This is a genomic window from Gordonia sp. UCD-TK1 (assembly GCF_001691435.1).
Lineage (GTDB): Bacteria > Actinomycetota > Actinomycetes > Mycobacteriales > Mycobacteriaceae > Gordonia > Gordonia hongkongensis.
In genome coordinates this window covers 22,726-41,858 of record NZ_LZMP01000035.1, presented here as the reverse complement: position 1 = coordinate 41,858, position 19,133 = coordinate 22,726, and the positions used below count along the sequence as shown (strand labels likewise).

7 protein-coding genes are annotated in these 19,133 nt (G+C 70.0%); all 7 read left to right on the top strand.

Annotation, left to right across the window (positions count from 1 at the left end; genetic code table 11):
• The first annotated feature begins 136 nt into the window (after nucleotides 1–136).
• The 7 genes from A9310_RS17900 (at nucleotide 137) to A9310_RS17870 (ending at nucleotide 19,110) form a co-directional block, all read left to right on the top strand.
• Nucleotides 137–14,002 (top strand): non-ribosomal peptide synthetase, encoded by a 13,866-nt coding sequence (locus A9310_RS17900; RefSeq protein ID WP_065631888.1) that lies wholly within the window; start codon nucleotides 137–139, stop codon nucleotides 14,000–14,002.
• Nucleotides 13,999–14,256 (top strand): MbtH family protein, encoded by a 258-nt coding sequence (locus A9310_RS17895; RefSeq protein WP_065631803.1) that lies wholly within the window; start codon nucleotides 13,999–14,001, stop codon nucleotides 14,254–14,256. Before A9310_RS17900 ends, A9310_RS17895 begins: the two co-directional genes overlap by 4 nt.
• Nucleotides 14,249–15,490: an ABC transporter ATP-binding protein gene (locus tag A9310_RS17890; protein WP_083207439.1), complete on the top strand. Its 1,242-nt coding sequence runs from the start codon at nucleotides 14,249–14,251 to the stop codon at nucleotides 15,488–15,490. The genes A9310_RS17895 and A9310_RS17890 overlap by 8 nt, the downstream gene beginning before the upstream one ends.
• Nucleotides 15,480–16,262 carry an ABC transporter permease gene (locus tag A9310_RS17885; protein ID WP_058252001.1) on the top strand — a complete coding sequence of 261 codons (783 nt, stop codon included), beginning with the start codon at nucleotides 15,480–15,482 and terminating at the stop codon, nucleotides 16,260–16,262. The genes A9310_RS17890 and A9310_RS17885 overlap by 11 nt, the downstream gene beginning before the upstream one ends.
• A gap of 91 nt (nucleotides 16,263–16,353) precedes the next feature.
• A complete protein-coding gene (gene sigK / locus A9310_RS17880) occupies nucleotides 16,354–16,962 on the top strand; it encodes an ECF RNA polymerase sigma factor SigK (RefSeq protein WP_058252002.1) in 609 nt (202 codons plus the stop codon).
• A 7-nt stretch (nucleotides 16,963–16,969) separates the two neighbouring features.
• Complete coding sequence (locus A9310_RS17875) at nucleotides 16,970–17,914, top strand: anti-sigma factor (protein ID WP_065631801.1); 945 nt, start codon at nucleotides 16,970–16,972, stop codon at nucleotides 17,912–17,914.
• Between the two features lie 155 nt (nucleotides 17,915–18,069).
• The gene (locus A9310_RS17870) at nucleotides 18,070–19,110 is read left to right on the top strand and encodes an alpha/beta hydrolase family protein (protein WP_065631887.1); all 1,041 of its coding nucleotides are present in this window, start codon (nucleotides 18,070–18,072) and stop codon (nucleotides 19,108–19,110) included.
• The last annotated feature ends 23 nt before the right edge of the window (nucleotides 19,111–19,133 follow it).

Genomic DNA, 19,133 nt, shown 5'->3' with positions numbered 1-19,133 from the left:
TCCGACAACCGCGGCCTGACGGCAAGTCCTCGACTCGGGGCCACCAGCCCCGTGAGCGATGACCGGAGTTCGAATCCCCCAGTCCGAGCCGGGTTCGACGCTGCCGTGCGGGCACGCACTCACAGGGGAGGCACGCGTGACCACAGACGACGCGGTCCGGAACACCGTTGCTACCGACATCGACACCGACCTGACGATCCCGATGACCGCCGCTCAGCGCGGCATCTTCTACGCCCAGCAGCTCGAGCCGGACGTGCCGATGACCATCGACGCGTTCGTCGAATTCCGCGGCGACACATCGGGTCCGCAGGGCGAGAGCGGTGACGACCCACTCGTCGACGTCGATCCGGACATCATGCAGCGTGCTGTCACCCTCACCGAGAGTGAGACCGAGGCCCCGCTGCTGCGGCTGATCCCGACCGACGACGGCGAACCGATGATGGTTCTCGATCGGTCGCAGCACGTGGTGCTGGGTCGACAGGACTTCTCTGACGCCGAGGACCCGCGCGCGGCCGCACTGGCCTGGATCGACCGCCGGCGCAGTGCCAGCTCAGACGTCTTCGCCGACAACATCCTCGAGACACACCTGCTCAAAGTGGGTCCCGGACACTCGATCTGGTATTGCCACGGTCACCACATCGGCTTCGACGGCTATGCCGCGATGTACATGATGCTTCGTGTCGCCTCGCATTACACGGCGATCGTGAACGGAACGCCGCCGCCGATCGCGGACACCGCGTCGATGGTCGACATCGCCGAGTTCGACCGCGAGTACCGTGCCTCCGCCAAGTTCGCCGAGGACCGCGAGCACTGGGCGTCCCATCTGGCCGATATGCCCGAGATGACCACTCTCACCAGCCTTTCCGCTCCGGCCGCGCCGTTGTCGGTCGTCCGATCGGCGGTCCTCGACGACACCCTCGTCGCCCGGATCCGCGAGCTCGGACACAGCCACCGGGTCCGGCCGGCGTCGGTCATCACCGCTGCGGTGGCCGCCTACGTCGCGCGCTACACCGACCGCGACGAGGCCATGCTGAGCCTGCCGGTCGCGGCCCGCGACCGCGACGTCCTGCGCACCTCGGCGGGTCTGACCTCCAACGTCGTCCCGTTGCGTATCGCGCTCCACGACGATTCCGCCACCGTGACCGATCTCCTGAAATCGGTCAACGCGGAGATCAAGGCCGCCGTCCGGCACCAGAAGTTCCGGCACGAGGACATCACCTCCCAGATCCTCGGGGCAGCGGGGGCGCGGCGTGGCTTCTTCGGCCCGCTCGTCAACGTCATGCTGTTCTTCCAGCACATCGACTTCGGCCCGCTCAAGGGCGAATTGCACGTCCTGTCCACCGGACCGATCGAGGACCTGTCGGTCAACGTGTACGACAGCCTCGACGGCGGGATGACCCTGGACCTCGAGGCGAATCCGAACATCTACCCGGACGACGACATCACCACCCACCACCGTCGTCTCGTCGACTTCGTGACCGCCTTCGTCGGTGCGCCCGGCGACACGAGGATGTCGGACCTGCACCTCCTGACCGATGCCGAACGCGAAGCGCTGCCCGAGCGCATGACCGGGGAGCGGGTCGACCACGGCGCCACCACCCTCGTCGACCTGCTCGACGACGCGGCCCGGGCCCACCCCGACGAGACCGCGCTCACCGACGCGCGGGACGGGCGTTCGCTCACCCATCGCGAATTCACCGACGCGGCAACGCAGCTCGCGGCGGCACTCACCCGGCGCGGGATCGGTCCGGAGAGCGTCGTCGGCGTTCAGCTGCCCCGCAGCACGGACCAGATCCTGGCGCTGCACGCGGTGATCCGTGCCGGCGGCGCATTCCTGCCGATCGACCCGGCCGAGCCGGCCGACCGGCTCGGGCACATCCTCGAGGTGGCCGCCCCCGACCTCGTCATCACCGACACGGTGCTGGCCGAACTGCGTGCCGACAAAGGGGTGGCCGCGGCGACAACGCCCCCGGGCCCCGACACGGCCGCGTACGTGCTGTTCACCTCCGGTTCCACCGGCAAGCCGAAGGGCGTGGTCATCACCCACCGCGCCATCGTCAACCGCCTCGCGTGGATGCAGGCCCGCTACGAGCTCGCACCGGACGACCGGGTGCTGCAGAAGACCCCGTCCACCTTCGACGTGTCGGTCTGGGAGTTCTTCTGGCCGTTCACCACCGGCGCGGCACTGGTCGTACCGACTGCCGACGGTCATCGCGACCCCTGGTATCTGCGTGACGTGATCGCCGAACACCGCGTCACGACACTGCATTTCGTGCCCTCGATGCTCGCCGCCTTCACCGCGGCACTCGACGCCGACGATGCATCGGAGCTGACGAGCCTGCGCCGCATCTTCACCAGCGGTGAGGCTCTGACTCCCGCGACGGTCGGTGCCGCCGCGATGCTGACGTCCGCTCCGATCCACAACCTCTACGGCCCCACCGAGGCCGCGATCGACGTCACCCACCACGACCACTGCCGCGCCGACGTCCCGGTGATCCCGATCGGCTCGCCGGTGTGGAACACCGGTGTCCACGTGCTCGACCACCGCCTGCGGCCGCAACCGCCGGGCGCGATCGGCGAACTCTATCTCGGCGGCGTCCAGCTGGCCCGCGGCTACCGGTCGCGCGCGGACCTGACGGCATCGCGATTCGTCGCCTCGCCTGCGGCGCCGGGCGAACGGCTCTACCGCACCGGCGATCTCGTCCGTCAGAACGCCGCCGGCGAGCTGGAATACCTCGGTCGCACCGACTCACAGGTCAAGATCCGCGGCCAGCGGGTCGAACTCGGCGAGATCGAGTCGACCCTCAGCCGGCTGGACGGCGTGACCGCCGCCGGCGTGGTCATCCGGGACGATCTGGTCGCCGGTGAGCCCACGATCGTCGGTTACGTCACCGGCACCGGACTCACCGACAAGGACCTGCGAGCCGAACTCCGAACCGCGCTACCGGATCACATGATCCCCACCGCGATCATGGTCCTCGACGCACTGCCCACCACCGCCAACGGCAAGCTCGACCGCCGTGCGCTGCCGCGGCCCGACCTGCGGACCCACCGCGAGTTCGTCCCCGCGCGTACCGCGCTCGAGCGCTTCGTCGTGGCGACCGTCGCCGATGTGCTCGACCTGCGCGACGGCATGTCCGACGAGGTGGCGAACGAGGCTCCCGCCACGGCTCCGGCGTCGGTGTCGCTGAGCGACAACTTCTTCGAGATCGGCGGGACGTCACTGTCGGCGACACGGATGGCCTCGCGGCTGTCTCGCGCCACCGGCCATCGGATCGGGATCCGTACGGTGTTCGACGCCGACGACCTCGTCGGCCTAGTGGCGGCCCTCTCCGACCTGGGCGTCGACACCGATGAGCCGGCCGTCGGCTCCGCCTCGGTCCCCTCCGACGACACCGCCGGGCGGACCGTCTCCGGAGCCGTGCCGCTGTCCCCGGCCCAGCATCGGCTGTGGCTCGCGACACGGTTGGACTCCGCGTCCTCGGCGACCTACAACATGCCGTTCACCGTCCGCTTCGTCGGCGCACTCGACACCGACGCACTCCGGACGGCCCTGATCGACGTCGTCCGCCGTCACGAGCCGCTGCGCAGCGTCGTCGCCGAGATCGACGGTGTGGCATGCATCTCTGCGATCGACCCGGACGCGGTCGACGTCGACCTGCCGGTCCTCGCGACCGGTGACGTCGCCCAGTGCCCGGACCGCGACTTCGCCTCGCTCCCCTTCGATCTGGCCGCCGAGATCCCCGTCCGTGCGCGCCTCGTCCGAACCGCCGACGACGATCATCGACTCACGATGGTCGTCCATCACATCGCGGCCGACGGCTGGTCGCTGGCTCCCCTCGCCGGCGACCTGGCCACGGCCTACCGCGCCCGCCGCGACGGCATCGAGCCCGAATGGACGCAGCTGCCGGTCTCCTACTCGCAGACCAGCGCCGCACGTCACGCATGGCTCGACGAGAGTCCGCATGCCGCGACCGAACTCGAGTTCTGGCGGGACACCCTCGACGGGGCGCCGGGCGAGACCGAGCTGCCCCTGGACCGTCCCCGAAGCCGGGATTCGGAGGTGACCGGCCGGTCCGGATCGTCGGTGACCTCGACCATCGACCCCGACACCTACGGCGCGATCCGGACCATCGCGATCGAGGCCGACGCCACGGTCTTCATGGTGCTCCACGCCTCGGTGGCGCTCCTGCTCCGTTCTCTCGCGCAGTCCTCGGACGTCATCATCGGCACACCGGTGTCCGGACGCGGCGACGCCGACCTCGACGACCTCGTGGGCATGTTCGTCAACACGCTGGCGTTGCGCACCGTCGTCGACAAGGACCTGCCGTTCGCCGACCTGGTGGCAAGCGTTCGGGACACCGACCTGAACGCCTTCGACAACGCCGACATGCCGTTCGACCGGCTGGTGACCGAACTGAACCCGGCCCGTTCGGGCAATGTCCACCCGTACTTCCAGGTGTCGATGGCCCTGGAGGACCGTTCCGCCATCCGGCTCGACTTCGCCGGGCTCTCGGCGACCGCATCCCGCGTGGACACCGGTCGCACCACCTTCGATCTGCAGTTCACGTTCACCGAGGTGCGCGGGGCGACCGGCGAGCCCGCCGGCCTCACCCTCGAGATCGGTTACGCCACCGCTCTCTTCGACCGGGACACGGTGGCCGGACTGGGTTCGCGCCTGGTCCGCATGCTGGAGGCGGCGACCGCGGACCCGAGCGCCCCGATCGGCGACCTGCCGGTGCTCGACCTGCACGAGCGTCTCGATCTCGTCCCGGCAGTCGGCGAAGGCCGTCGTCCGGTCGAACACCTCACCCGGCTGCTGTCGGCGGCCGCGGAGTCCTCGCCGCACCGCGTGGCGGTCACCGACGGCACCCGGTCGCTGACCTACCGCGAACTCGATGCGGCGTCGAACCAGCTGGCGCGGGCGCTCATCGACGGTGGCGCCGGACCTGAGAACCATGTGGCCGTGGCACTTCCGCGCAGTGTCGAGTGGATTGTCGCGATGTGGGCGATCGCCCGCACCGGAGCCGCCTGGCTCCCCGTCGATCCCGCGTATCCGTCCGGCCGCATCGAACACATGCTGACCGACTCGGGCGCACGACTGCTCGTCACCGATCGGTCGTCCGATCCCGGCGCCGGGCCCGCTCTGAGCACAGTCGTCCTCGACGACCCCGCGATCCGCGAATGGGTCGAAGCCGAATCAACGGAGCCCATCGCGGACTCGGAGCGACGAGGCGTCCTCGACGTCGACCAGCCCGCCTACCTGATCTACACATCGGGGACCACCGGCACGCCCAAGGGCGTCGTCGTCAGCCACCGCGGACTCGCCGACTTCGGCGCGCAACAGGTCACGCAGTACGGGATCACGCCCACCAGTCGGACGATGCACATGGCGTCGCCGAGTTTCGATGCGTCGATACTCGAGATCCTGATGGCGATCTCCGCCGGGTCGACCATGCACATCGTGCCGCCGGGGATCGTCGGCGGCACCGAACTCGCCGAGCTGATGCGCGATGCGCGGATCACGCATGCCTTCCTCACCCCGTCGGTACTGACCACCATGACGCCGGACGACGTCCCCGATCTCGAGGTTCTCGTCATCGGCGGCGAGCACCCGAACTCCGAGGTGGTCCGCACCTGGTCGACCGGCCCGAAGCTGTTCAACGCCTACGGTCCCACCGAGACCACCGTGGTGGCCGCGGTGTCGGCGCCGATCAGCCCCGACTACACGACGCTGACCATCGGCCGGCCCATCCGCGGCATTTCCGCGCTGGTCCTGGACGAGCGCCTGCGTCCGGTCGCCCCCGGCGCGATCGGCGAGTTGTACATCGCCGGTGAGCATCTCGCCCGCGGGTACCACGGCGTCCGACCGCTGACATCCAAACGCTTCATCGCCAACCCCTATGGCGATCCCGGCGAGCGCATGTACCGAACCGGCGACCTCGTCCGGTGGACCTCCGATCACGAACTCGAGTTCCGCGGGCGGGCCGACCATCAGACCAAGATCCGCGGGCATCGCATCGAACTCGGTGAGATCGACGCCGCCCTGGTCGCCGACGAGTCGGTGCGGGCGGCGGTCACCACCACGCATGGCGAGGGCGACCGCGCCCATCTCGTGTCCTACGTGACCGTGACCGCGGGCGCCCACGGGCAGGCCGCCGCGGTGCGAGACCGATTGGCGCAGCGCCTGCCCCGGCACATGATCCCGTCGACGATCATCGAGCTTGACGAGATCCCCACGACCCCGATCGGCAAGGTCGACCTCCGGGCATTGCCCGCGCCGGAGCCGGGATCGGTGGACGGCGACGTGGCGTTCGTCGCGCCGCGCAACCCCCTGGAGCAGGCAGTCGCCGATCTGATCGCCGAGCGTCTCGAGCTGGAGCCCGGCACCATCGGCCGCGATCATGACTTCTTCGACCTCGGCGGCAACTCGTTGCTGGCGACCCAGATCGTCGGCGCACTCGAGAGTCTCACCGGGCGACGAATCCCCGTCCGCGAGGTCTTCGACCACTCGACCGTCGCCGGCATCGCCCGGCTCGGCGGCGCCGACGAGGGTGACACCGCCCTCGTCGAGGCGCGGACGCTCGCCGACCTCCGGCACGATCCGGACAGCCCGGCGCGACCGGGACCCGCGCAGCAGCAGCTCTGGTTCCTCAACCAGCTCGCGGGCGGTGCCGAGGCCGATCCGGGTCGAGCCGACAACGACAACGGTTCGTCGACAGCCGATTACGCCATCGCCTTCGCGCTGGATCTCCGTGGCGATCTCGACGTGGACGCCCTCTCCGGCGCGCTCCGATACGCCGTCGACCGACACGAGATGCTGCGCACCGTCTATCCCGAGCACGACGGGCGCCCCGACCTGGACGTACGTCCCACCGACGAGGTGCAGACCGAACTCACCGTCGTCGAGACGACTTCGGCGGAGTGGCCGTCCCAGGCGCAGGCGCTGGCGCGTCGCCCGTTCGACCTGACCGTCGACGTACCGCTGCGCGTCGCACTGCACCGGATCGACAGTGACACCGCGCATCACAAGCTGACCCTCGTCATCCACCACATCGCGGCCGACGGTTGGTCCATGGTGCCGCTGCACCGCGACATCACCACCGCCTACGCCGAACTGCGGACGGCGGCCGAGAACGGTACCGAAGCCGCGGTCACCGCCACTCCGCCGGCCCTGGACTATCGCGACTACCTGCGCTGGCAGGCCGATCACCTCGAGACCCGGACCGATCTGGCCGACCGGTGGCGACAGGACCTGGACGGGATCGATGTCGGTCCGATCCTCGTGCCCGACGCGCCGAGCGGGTCCGCCCGCACCGCGGGCGTGGTCGAGGTCGACTTCGACGCCGAACTGCGCAGCCGCCTGTCCGCACTGGGCGGCGGCCGGGCGACCGAATTCATGTGCGTGCATGCGGTGTTCGCCGCGCTGCTGCACCGGCTGAACGCCGACCCGCAGGTTCATGTCGCCGGTTCGGCGTCGGACATCGTGATCGGCACCCCCGTCGCCGGACGCGCCGATCCCCGGCTCGCCGACATCGTCGGCATGTTCGTGAACTCGGTCGTCCTCCGGACCCCGGTCGACGGGAGCCAGGGGTTCGCGGCCCTGCTCGACTCCGTCCGCAGCCGCGATCTGGACGCGCTGGCGGGCGCCGACATGCCGTTCGAGCAGATCGTCTCGATGCTCAATCCGCCTCGCACGGACCGGCATCCGATATTCCAGATCGCGCTGGCGTTCGACGCCGGGGTCTCTGACACCCTCGAACCGGACCACACCAGGGTGGATCTGCCCGGCCTGCAGGTCGTCGCCGAGGAGATCGAGACCGGGGCCGCCCGGTTCGACCTCGAACTGCGAATCCGCGACGGGCGCGCGCGGTTCACTTATGCGACCGATGTCCACACGCATGACCGCGTCAGCGAACTGGCCCGGATGTTCGTCGATCTCGCACGCGAGGTCGCCGCGGATCCGTCGACACCTCTCGACGACCTCACCGGGACGGCCGAGCTGGTGGACACCGTCGATTCGGCTGTGCGCAACCACCGCTCGATCGAGCCGAGGCATCTTGCCGACATCCTCGCCGACACCGTCATCGACCACTCCGATCGCGTGGCGGTCGAGGACGGAGACCGCACGCTCACCTACGCCGAGATCGATCGGATCTCCGCGCGCTGGGCACTCACGCTGCGCGAACTCGGGGTCGGCACCGAGGACGTGGTCGCGATCGCCGTCGATCGCAGCCTGGAGTCGGTGGTCGCCACGTGGGCCGTGACGAAGGCGGGCGCGGCCGCGCTGCCGGTCGACATGCGTTACCCGGCCGAGCGGATCGCCCACATGATCGCCGATTCGGGCGCCATCCTCGGCATCAGCAGCGCCGACCACCGTCGCGATGTGCCGCACGACATCTGGTGGCTGACCCCGGAGGATCTGCGCACCGGAGAGCGCGCGGGCTTCCGGCCCCCGGCCCGGCACCCGGATTCGATCGCCTACATCGTCTACACCTCCGGCTCCACCGGAAAACCGAAGGGCGTCAGCGTTTCTCATCGCGGCCTGGCCGCGTTCGCCCAGACCCAGCGGGAGCGGTACGAGGTCGGTCCCGGCGATCGCACCCTGCTGTTCGCCTCCCCCTCGTTCGACGCATCGATGCTGGAGTTCCTCCTCGCTGTCGAGTCCGGCGCGACGATGGTGGTGGCACCGACGACGATCTACGGCGGCGACGAACTCGTCGAGTTCCTCGACGAGCGCGAGGTCACCCACGCGTTCATCACGCCGTCGGCCCTCGCCGCCGCGGCACCCCATCCGCTCCCCCACCTTCGGACCCTCGGTGTGGGCGGCGAGGCCAGCACTCCGGAACTCGTGGCGCGCTGGGGAACCGGCCGTCGCTACATCAACTCCTACGGACCGACCGAGACGACCATCGTCGCGACGATGTCGGCGCCGCTGCGCCCGGGTGAGCCGATCACCATCGGCACGCCGGTCCACGAATGCACCGCTCTCGTCCTCGACCACCGGTTGCGCCCGCTGCCCGACCACGTCCCCGGCGAGCTCTACCTCAGCGGGCCGGGAGTGGCACGGGGCTACCTGGGGCGGCGCAGTCTGACCGCCGGCCGGTTCGTGGCCTCCCCCGACGGAAACGGCGCCGTCATGTACCGCACCGGTGACATCGTGCATCGCGACGCCGACGGCGCGCTGACCTACCACGGTCGCAGTGACAACCAGGTGAAGGTCCGCGGTTTCCGCATCGAACTCGACGAGGTGAGTGCGGCACTGGCGGCCGTGGACGGAATCGACTTCGCCACCACCGTCGTCCGCGGCGAGAGCGCATCGGCCACCCTGGTCGGTTACGTGACGCGCTCCGCCGGGGCGGCCGGCGACCCCGAGTCCGCAGACGCCCCGGAAACAGTGGACACCGCAGGGGTGTTGGAGTCGGTCCGCAGCCGCCTGCCGCGCCACATGGTCCCGTCCGCGATCGTCGTGCTGGACGAGATCCCGCTGACCGGCAACGGCAAGCTCGACCATCGGGCACTGCCGGAGCCGTCGTCGAGCAGCATGTCGTCCGTCGGTCGCGCACCGCGCGGTGATGCCGAGACCGCGCTGGTCGGCATCATCGCCGACGTGCTCGGCCTCGCCCGCGAGGAGATCGGTGCCACCGACGACTTCTTCCTGCTGGGTGGCACCTCGCTGCAGGCGACCACCCTGGTCAGTCGGATCAACCGCGTGTCGGCCGACGGCCGCCTCCGCGTCCGGGACGTCTTCGACCACCCGACCGCCGAAGCCCTCGCGGACCTGATCAGCCTGCCGGCCGACTGGGCGCCGACCGCGGAGTCCGACGAGTCGTCGGGTCGCCCGGTCCGACGGGAGACATTCCCGCTCGCACCGGTCCAGCGCCGCCTGTGGTCGCTGGCGGCGGCCGACCCCGCGTCGACCGAGTACCTGATGCCCTTCGTCCTGCGACTGACCGGGGACATCGATCTCGCGGCCCTCCGCGGTGCACTCACCGATGTCGTCGCCCGGCACACCAGCCTGCGGACCGTCTTCGAGGCGGTCGACGGGACACCGACGGGCCGGGTGCTCGACGATCCCGCGGCCGTCGTCGGCTCGCTGACCCCCGTCGTCCCCGCGGACCCCGACGCGCTGATGAGCGAGATCGCGCGCCTCGCATCGACGCCCATCGACCCGACCACCGAGGCGCCGCTGCGTGCCACGGTCGTCGCGGACCCCGGTGCGCGTGGCGAGACCGCGACGCACATCCTCCTGCTCGTCGTCCATCACATCGCCGCCGACGGCGCGTCGTTGCCGACCCTCGTCGGTGACCTGGCGCAGGCCTACCGAGAACGACGCGCCGGCCGCGCCGAGACCTGGGAGGCGGCCGCTCTCGACTACCGCGACCACGCCGTCGAGAGTGCGACAGCGCCCGCGGCGACCGACGAGCTGGGATTCTGGACCGATCACCTGGCAGGTGCGCCCGCCGAGAGCACGGTGGAACCGGTCGGCGGCGGCAGACGTGGTTCGGGTGCCCGGTCGGTGAGTCTGCCGCTCCCGGCACACACCCGGGCGGGCCTGACCGCCTTTGCCCGCGAACAGTCGACGACGCCGTTCTCCGTCCTGCACACCGCACTGGCGATCCTGCTGCACCGTCTGGGCGTCGGCGATGACCTGGTCATCGGCAGTCCGGTCGACAACCGCACCGGTATGACCGGCGTCGACCGCGACTACAGCGGCGTGGTCGGCATGTTCGTCAACATGGTGCCGCTGCGCAGCCACCTGCGCAGCGCGGAGACCGTCGCCGCACTCGTCCGCCGGACCCGCGACACCGACATCGACGCCCTCGATCACCGGGGGGTGCCCTTCGACGACATCGTGACCGCGCTCAATCCCGAACGCGCGCACGGTCGACACCCGCTCTTCCAGGTGGCGTTGTCGGTGCACGACTTCGCCGGGGGCGCGCCGACCCCGGTGGGCGGTGCGGACTCCCTCGCCGGGACCGCCGTTCCGATGGACGACGACCTGATGGCCGAGGTGGCCGAATTCGACTCCCTCGCAGCCAAGTTCGACCTGCAGTTCACCGTCACCGGCCTGGGCGCGACCGACTCCGACACCGACGCCGCGGTCCAGATCACCTACGACGCGGCGCGATACGGCCACGACGACGCCCAGATGCTGGGAACGCGGCTCATGCGCGTGTTGCGCGGCATGCTCGGCGACCCCGGCCGCGCGATCGGCGACATCCGCATCACCGACCCCCTCGAGGTGGCCGAGCGCACCCCCGCTCTCGGACCGCGCGGCAACGCACCGACGACGCTGGACGTGCTGATCGCCGATGCGGTGCGGCGGCACCCCGACGGGCTCGCCGCGATCGGGCAGCCCACCGCGGACGGCGAGGGCCCCGAGACGCTCACCTACGCCGAACTCGACGCCCGCTCGAACCGGCTGGCCCGGGTCCTCCTGGGCCGCGGGGTGGGGGCCTACTCGCGCTCGGACGACGAGCCGGGGACCGAGGGTCCCGACGTCCGGTCGTCCCGCGAACCTGTGGTCGCGATGGCGATCAGCCGTTCCATCGACTCCCTGGTGGCGATCTGGGCGATCGTGAAGGCCGGCGCCGCATACGTTCCCATCGACCCCGAGTATCCCGCCGACCGCATCGCGCACATGCTCGACGACAGCGGCGCGCAGCTGGTCGTGACGACCTCGTCGTCGTGGGAACGCATCGCGGAGAGCTCGGCCGGGAGCGAGGTACCGACCCTCGTCCTGGACGCCGCGTCGACCCGGACCCGCATGAAGCACTCCTCGCCGGCGCCGATCACCGACGCCGAGCGGGCGTCGACGATCCGCCCGGATCAGTTGGCCTACATCATCTACACGTCGGGATCGACCGGTAAGCCCAAGGGCGTCCTGGTCCCGCACAGCGGGTTGCGCGCGGTGCACGACGAACTCGCGGAACGGATGACCCCCGGACCCACGTCCCGCGTGTTGCACTTCGCCTCACCGAGTTTCGACGCCTCCGTGCTGGAGATGCTGCTCGCGCTGGCCGGTTCGTCGGCACTGACCATCGTCGAACCCCACGTCTACGGCGGCACTGCGCTCAGCGACGTGATCAGGGCGCGCCAGGCGACGCATGCGTTCATCACCCCCGCCGCGGTCGCCAGCATGGACCCCGCCGCCGTGCCGTCACTGCGCGCACTCGCGGTCGGTGGCGAGGCCTACGGAACCGACCTCGTGCGGCGCTGGTCGCCCGGTCGCACGATGATCAACGTCTACGGACCCACCGAGACGACGATCATCACGACCGGCAGCCGGTCGCTGACCCCGAACACGCCGCTGACGATCGGCACGCCGAACAACGGCGTCGGCGCGCTCGTCCTCGACGATCGGCTGCATCCGGTGCCGCCCGGCGTCACCGGCGACCTGTACCTGACCGGCGTGCAGCTCACGCGCGGCTATCACCGTCGGCCCGGCCTCACCGCGGTCCGGTTCGTCCCGGCTCCGATGGTCACCGGGCCCAGGTTCGCCGGCCAACGGATGTACCGCACCGGCGACCTGGTCCGCTGGACCGGCGACGGGCAGCTCCTCTACGTCGGCCGCAGCGATTCCCAGGTGCAGGTCCGCGGATTCCGCATCGAACTGGGTGAGATCGACGACGCGCTCGCCGCCGAACCCGACGTCGACTTCGCCGTGACACTCGTCAACGGCACCGGGGCCCAGGCGATCCTGCGCAGCTACGTGACAGCGACGCGCGGGCACGAACCCGATCCCGCCGACCTGCGGCGCCGGGTGGGACGACGGCTGCCGCGGCACATGGTGCCGGTGTCCGTCTCCGTGCTCGAGAACATTCCGCTGACCCCCACCGGCAAACTCGACCGCGCGGCGCTGCCGACCCCGGCCGTCTCCGCCTCGGGCCGAGCGCCGGCCCCCGGGACCGAGACGACCATCGCCCGCGTCTTCGCGGAGGTGCTCGAGGTCGACCTCGATGCCATCGGTGCCGACGACGGATTCTTCGACCTGGGTGGCAACTCCCTGATGGCCACCGCCGTGACCGGCAAGCTGAGCGAGCTCACCGGACAGCACCTGGCGGCGCAGTCGCTGTTCGGGGCCCCGAGTCCCGCCGAACTCGCCGAGCTGCTCGACGGAGGGGCGCACTCCGACGGGGACACCGGACCGTCGGCCTCCGGTCTCGACACCCTCCTGCCGTTGCGCCGCACCAGCAGCGACGCCGGAAGCGATGCTCCCGCACCGCTCTTCGTGGTCCACCCGGCGATCGGACTGTCCTGGAGCTTCACCTCCCTGCTGCCCCACCTGCCTGCCGACCGCGCGGTCTACGGCCTACAGCACCCGGCGTTCGCCGGTGATCCGTGCCCGCAGACGATCGCCGACCTCGCCCAGGTGTACGTGGCAAAGCTGCGCACGGTGTCACCGGAGGGGCCGTACCACCTGCTCGGGTGGTCGCTGGGCGGGTTGATCGCCCACGAGATGGCCGTGCAACTCCAGGAGGCCGGCGAAACCGTCGAGCAACTCGTCGTGCTCGACAGTTACGTCGTCGCCGAACGGCCCGACCTCGACACCGAGGCGTCGATCGCAGAACTCATGCGCGAGTTCGGACTCGACGTCCCCGACGGTGGCGAGGAGGGCACCGAGCCCTCGGTCGCGGACGCGTTCCGCGTCATCTCCGCGGCGGGCGGCGCGCTCGGCGGCTTGTCCGAGGAGACGCTCACGACCGTGCACGAGGTGTTCCGCCACGCGTCCCCACTCGCCCGGAACTGGCGACCCCGGGTCTTCGACGGCGACCTCACCTTCGTCACCGCGACCGTGGACGCGCACGACGGCCCGCCGGCGGTCGCCGACTGGCGCAGCAAGGTCACCGGTCGCGTCGTCGAGGTCCAGGCGACCAGCACCCACGCACGCATGTTGCTGCCGGAGAACGTCTCCGAGTGGCTGACCGCAATCGAATCAGGCCCGATCGAATCAGACCCGGGCACACCGGGAATCGCAGCACAGGAGGAGGAATCATGACGAACCCGTTCGACGACACCGAGGGGACCTTCCGCGTCCTCGTCAATCACGAGAACCAGCATTCCTTGTGGCCGGACTTCGCCCCCGTCCCCGACGGTTGGACCGTCGTGTTCGGTCCGTCGGCTCACGACGAGTGCCTCGAGTACGTCGAGGAGAACTGGCGAGACATGCGGCCCGCCAGCCTGATCCGCGCGATGGAACGTTCGCAGAACAGTGAAAGGGAGGTCACACATGGGGCGGCACAGTATGGCTGACACCACGTCGGCCGAAACCACTCCGGGGACCACGGCGTCGCCGTCCGGTCCGGTCACGACTCCCGGCGAGACGTCCACCGATGGCGTCTCCCCCGCCCGCAACGCCCTCGAGCTGCGCGGSCTGCGAAAGACGTTCCGCACCGGGCTGTTCGGCCGGGGTCGCCGCGTCCATGCCCTCAACGGCCTGGACCTGACCGTGCCCGCCGGCACCGTGCACGCGCTGCTCGGCCCCAACGGAGCCGGCAAGACCACCACCGTCCGCGCGGTGGCGACGCYGATGAAGCCCGACGAGGGCAGCGTCGTGGTCGACGGTGTCGACGCGCTCGCCGAGCCCGGCGCAGCCCGCAAGATCATCGGCGTGTCCGGGCAGTACGCCGCCGTCGACGGTAACCTGACCGGTTTCGAGAACCTGCGGATGGTCGGTCAGCTGTACGGCCTCTCCCGGGGCGAGGCCTCGGCACGGGCGCGCGAACTGATCGCCGACCTCGCCCTGCAGGACGCCGCGGACCGCCCGATGCGTACCTACTCCGGCGGCATGCGCCGGCGGCTCGATCTCGCCGGCGCCCTGATCAACCGACCGTCCCTGGTCATCCTCGACGAACCGACGACCGGGCTGGATCCCCGTGGGCGACGCCAGATGTGGGAGGTCATCACCGAACAGGTCGCGAACGGCGCGACGGTCCTGCTCACGACGCAGTACCTGGAAGAGGCCGACGCCCTGGCCGACGAGATCACCGTCATCGACCACGGGACGATCCGGGCCCAGGGCAGTGCCGCCGACCTCAAGGCCTCCACCGGTGCGTCGATCCTCACCATCGAGGTGCGTTCGGACGGGACCGCTCACGACGAGCTGGTCGCCACGACCCTCGCCGAGGTCGGACTCGGCATGCCCGAACGACTCGACGAGTCGGATCGCCCCGACCCGGCACACACCGACAACTCACGGTGGTCCCTGCCGGTCAGCGACGGGAGCCGCAGCGCGGTCGCCGCCGTCCGGGCGCTCGACGCCGTCGGAATCGTCGTCGTCGACGCCACCGTCGCGACGCCGACCCTCGACGATGTGTTCCTGGCCCTCACGGAGCGGGACACGCCGGACAACGATGGCGGCAGTGACCACGGCGAAACATCGGCCACGGCCGATGCCGAGACCACCGTCATCCCGACGGTGGCCGACGCCGATCCCGATCTCTCCCACGCCCCGACGACCCGAACGGATCGACTCCATGCTCACTGACACCGCAGTGCTGGTCGAACGAAACCTGCTCACCGTCAAGCGAATTCCCACCCTGCTGATCAGTGCCACCATCCAGCCGCTGATGTTCGTGTTCCTGTTCGCCTACGTCTTCGGCGCGACCTTCGGCGGGGGTTCCTACCGGGAATTCCTGATGGCCGGCATCTTCACGCAGACCGTCGTCTTCAACGCGGCCTTCACCACGGTCGGTCTGGCCAACGACACCTCCGACGGCATCGTCGACCGGCTGCGGTCGCTACCGATGTCCCGGTTGGGCGTCATCAGCGGCCGTGTCACCTCGGACATGCTCCTGGGCGTCGTCGGCCTCGCGGTGATGGTCGCGTGCGGGCTCGCCATCGGCTGGCGGGTCCAGGGCAGTGCCGGCGACGCCGCCCTCGCCTTCGGCATCATCGGACTGTTCGCGCTCGCCATGGCGTGGGTGGGTGCGGTGACCGGTCTCGCCGCGCCGAATGTCGAAGCCGCACAGAGCATCGGGTTCTTGTGGATGTTCCCGGTCACGTTCCTGTCGAGCGCGTTCATCTCCGCCCAGAGCCTGCCGGGTCCGCTGCGTGCGATCGCCGAGTGGAATCCGGTGACGGCAGTGGCGACCGCGTCCCGGCAGCTCTTCGGCAACGAGGCACCGCCGACCTTCCCCGAGGCCACCGGATGGGTCGCCGACCACGCGGTCGGATACTCGGTGGGATCGGCACTGGTCATACTGGCGGTGTGCATACCCGCCTCGCTCATCCTGTACCGCCGCGCCGCCAACCGGTGATCTGCAGGTCAGTGATCCATGAATTCGCGATCGGTAGCCCCGGGATCGACGATCACCCGAGAAATCCCTACGTCTTCGTTACCGTGGAACCGTGACACCGGACGATGGCAGCGCGGCCACCGACGCGCACCACGGACGCGGGGGCGAAGCACAGATGCTGCGGGAGTTGCTGGCCGCAGCCGCGACAGGCGACCGGACCGCGTTCTCCACGCTGTACGACCGCACGAGTTCACGGATCTACGGACTCGCGTTCCGCGTCGTGCGGGACCGTCAGTACGCGGAGGAGATCGTCCAGGAGGCGTACCTCCAGTACTGGCAGAAGGCCGGCGAGTACCAGCCCGGGCGCGGTTCGGTCATCACATGGATGATGACCATCGCCCACCGGCGGGCCGTCGACCGCGTCCGATCCGAGGAGCTCCAGCAACAGCGCATGTCGCAGTATGGCGCGGTCTCGGTGGAGACACCGCGGAACATACCGCTCGAGGTCGTTGTGCAGACCGACGAGGCGCGTACGCTACGAACATGTCTCGGCACGCTCACGGAACTGCAACGGAGCTGCATCGAGATGTCGTATTTCGGGGGCCTGACCTATCCCGAGGTCGCCCGGCACACCGATACCCCCTTGCCCACCATCAAATCTCGGATTCGAGATGGCCTGCGTCGGTTGAGAACCTGCCTGAGGACGCACGAGGACGCCTGATCCCACAATGACCACATCCGATACGACCGGGGACCGCGGGGCCACCTGGCTCGACGACCACGTCGAATTGTTCGCCGTCGGCGCGCTGACCCCCGACGAGACCAGACGCGTCGAGTCAGAACTCGCCGCACTTCCACCCCACGAGCGGGCGGAACACGACGCCCAGATCGCCGACATCCAGGCGGCCATGGCGGGTTTCGCGACGACCTATGCGCTCGACGCACCGCCCGAACTCCGGGACCGGGTGCTGCAGCACGTCTTCGAGGGTGCGGCGCTGACCCCGGAGGCCTACGTACCCTCAGGCATCGATCCGGGCCCGCAGAACCCGGCCGCCGCGGTCGATCCCGTCCCGCCGGTCGCACCCGCGGGAACGGGCCGATCCGGCGAGAGCGACCTCGCGCCGCCACCACCGCCGGTCGAATTGCGGCCCCGCGACTCGCGCCACGGACAGCATCGATCGGGTGGGACCGCGCGGCGCCCGGCACGCGCAAAGGCGATCCTGGCGGCCGCGGCGGTGACCGTGGCCGTGGCGCTGGGGGCAGGCGTGCTCATCGGTCGCACCACCGCCCCCGAGTCGTCCACCTCGTCGACGGCGCTCAGCGACTCCCAGCGTGAGGTGCTCGGGGTACTCACCGCCGCGGACGCGTCCGTGAGCGTCGAGCCATTGGCCGACGACCGGGGCACCATCGCGGTGGTGACGTCCGAATCGGCCGACCAGGCGGTCGCGCTCCTGCGGGACCTGCGCACGCCCATCCCGGCCGACAGCACCTATCAGTTGTGGCTGGTGGGCGGCGCACCGCAGCCGGTGCCGGCCGGGCTGATCCCCGGAGACGACACCGCCCCGGTGGTGGTGGACGACGTGCGCGGGTCGAGCGTGCTCGCGGTCACCATCGAACCGGCCGGCGGTTCGCCGCAGCCGACGACGCCGATCCTCGCCCAGGTCTCGCTCTAGGCCTGTCCGGAATTCGATCCTTCGGGTGACAGTCGTGGCAATCTCCGCTCGTATCGTTTCACCAGGGGCGGGCGATCCATAGACTGTGGGGCCGGCGCGTCGGTGCGTCAGATCCCGACAGGATCTCGAGAACGAGTGGGTACGAAGTGAACGGAATCGGTCGTCTTGAACAGCGACGGCGACATTCCGGCGGGTGGCGACTCCTCGCCGGGCTGCTGACGGTAGGTGCGGTCGTCGCGGGCCTCGCGACCGCTCCCGGGGCGACGGCGTCCGCCGCGCCCTCGGGCTCCGACGGTTCCCGCATCGTCGACTCCTACACCGATGACCGGCAGCAGGTGACGCTACTCGTCCACTCCGCGTCCATGAACCGTACGGTCCCGGTCACGGTCCTCACGCCACGGGATCGATCCCGGCCGGCGCCCACCCTCTACCTGCTCAACGGTGCCGGTGGCGGGGAGGACTCCGCGACCTGGGACGCACGGACCACCTACAAGCGGTACTTCGCCGACCGGCACGCCTACGTCGTCACCCCGATCGGTGGCGCCTACTCGTACTACACCGACTGGCAGCGCGACGATCCCGCTCTCGGGCGCAACAAATGGCAGACCTTCCTCACGAAAGAACTGCCGCCCCTGATCGACGACGAGTTCGACACCACCGGCGTCAACGCGATCGCGGGGATCTCGATGGCGGGGACCTCGGTGCTCAATCTCGCCATCGCCGCCCCCGGGTTGTACCGATCCGTCGCCGCCTTCAGCGGGTGCGCTCGGACCAGCGACCCGGCCGGCCAGCAGTACATCCGATTGGTCGTCGAGGACCGCGGTCAGGCGGACATGACCAACATGTGGGGCCCGCTCGACGGTCCCGGCTGGCGAGCCAACGATCCGTACCTGAACGCGGCGAAACTGCGCGGCAGCAAGGTCTACATGACGACCGGGACGGGAGCACCGGGTGTCCACGAGCAGCTGACCGACCCGAGTATCGCGGGCGACGGTTTCACGCTGGCGAACCAGGCGATCGTGGGCGGCGGGATCGAGGTCGCCATCGACATCTGCACGCGCCAGATGGTCGAGCGTATGCGTGCGCTCGACCTCCCGGTCGAGGTGAACTTCCGCCCGACCGGCACCCACTCATGGGGTTACTGGCAGGACGACCTGTACCAGACCTGGCCGCGTATCGAACGCGACCTGCGCTGAGCGCTCAGTATTCGAGGGCCAGG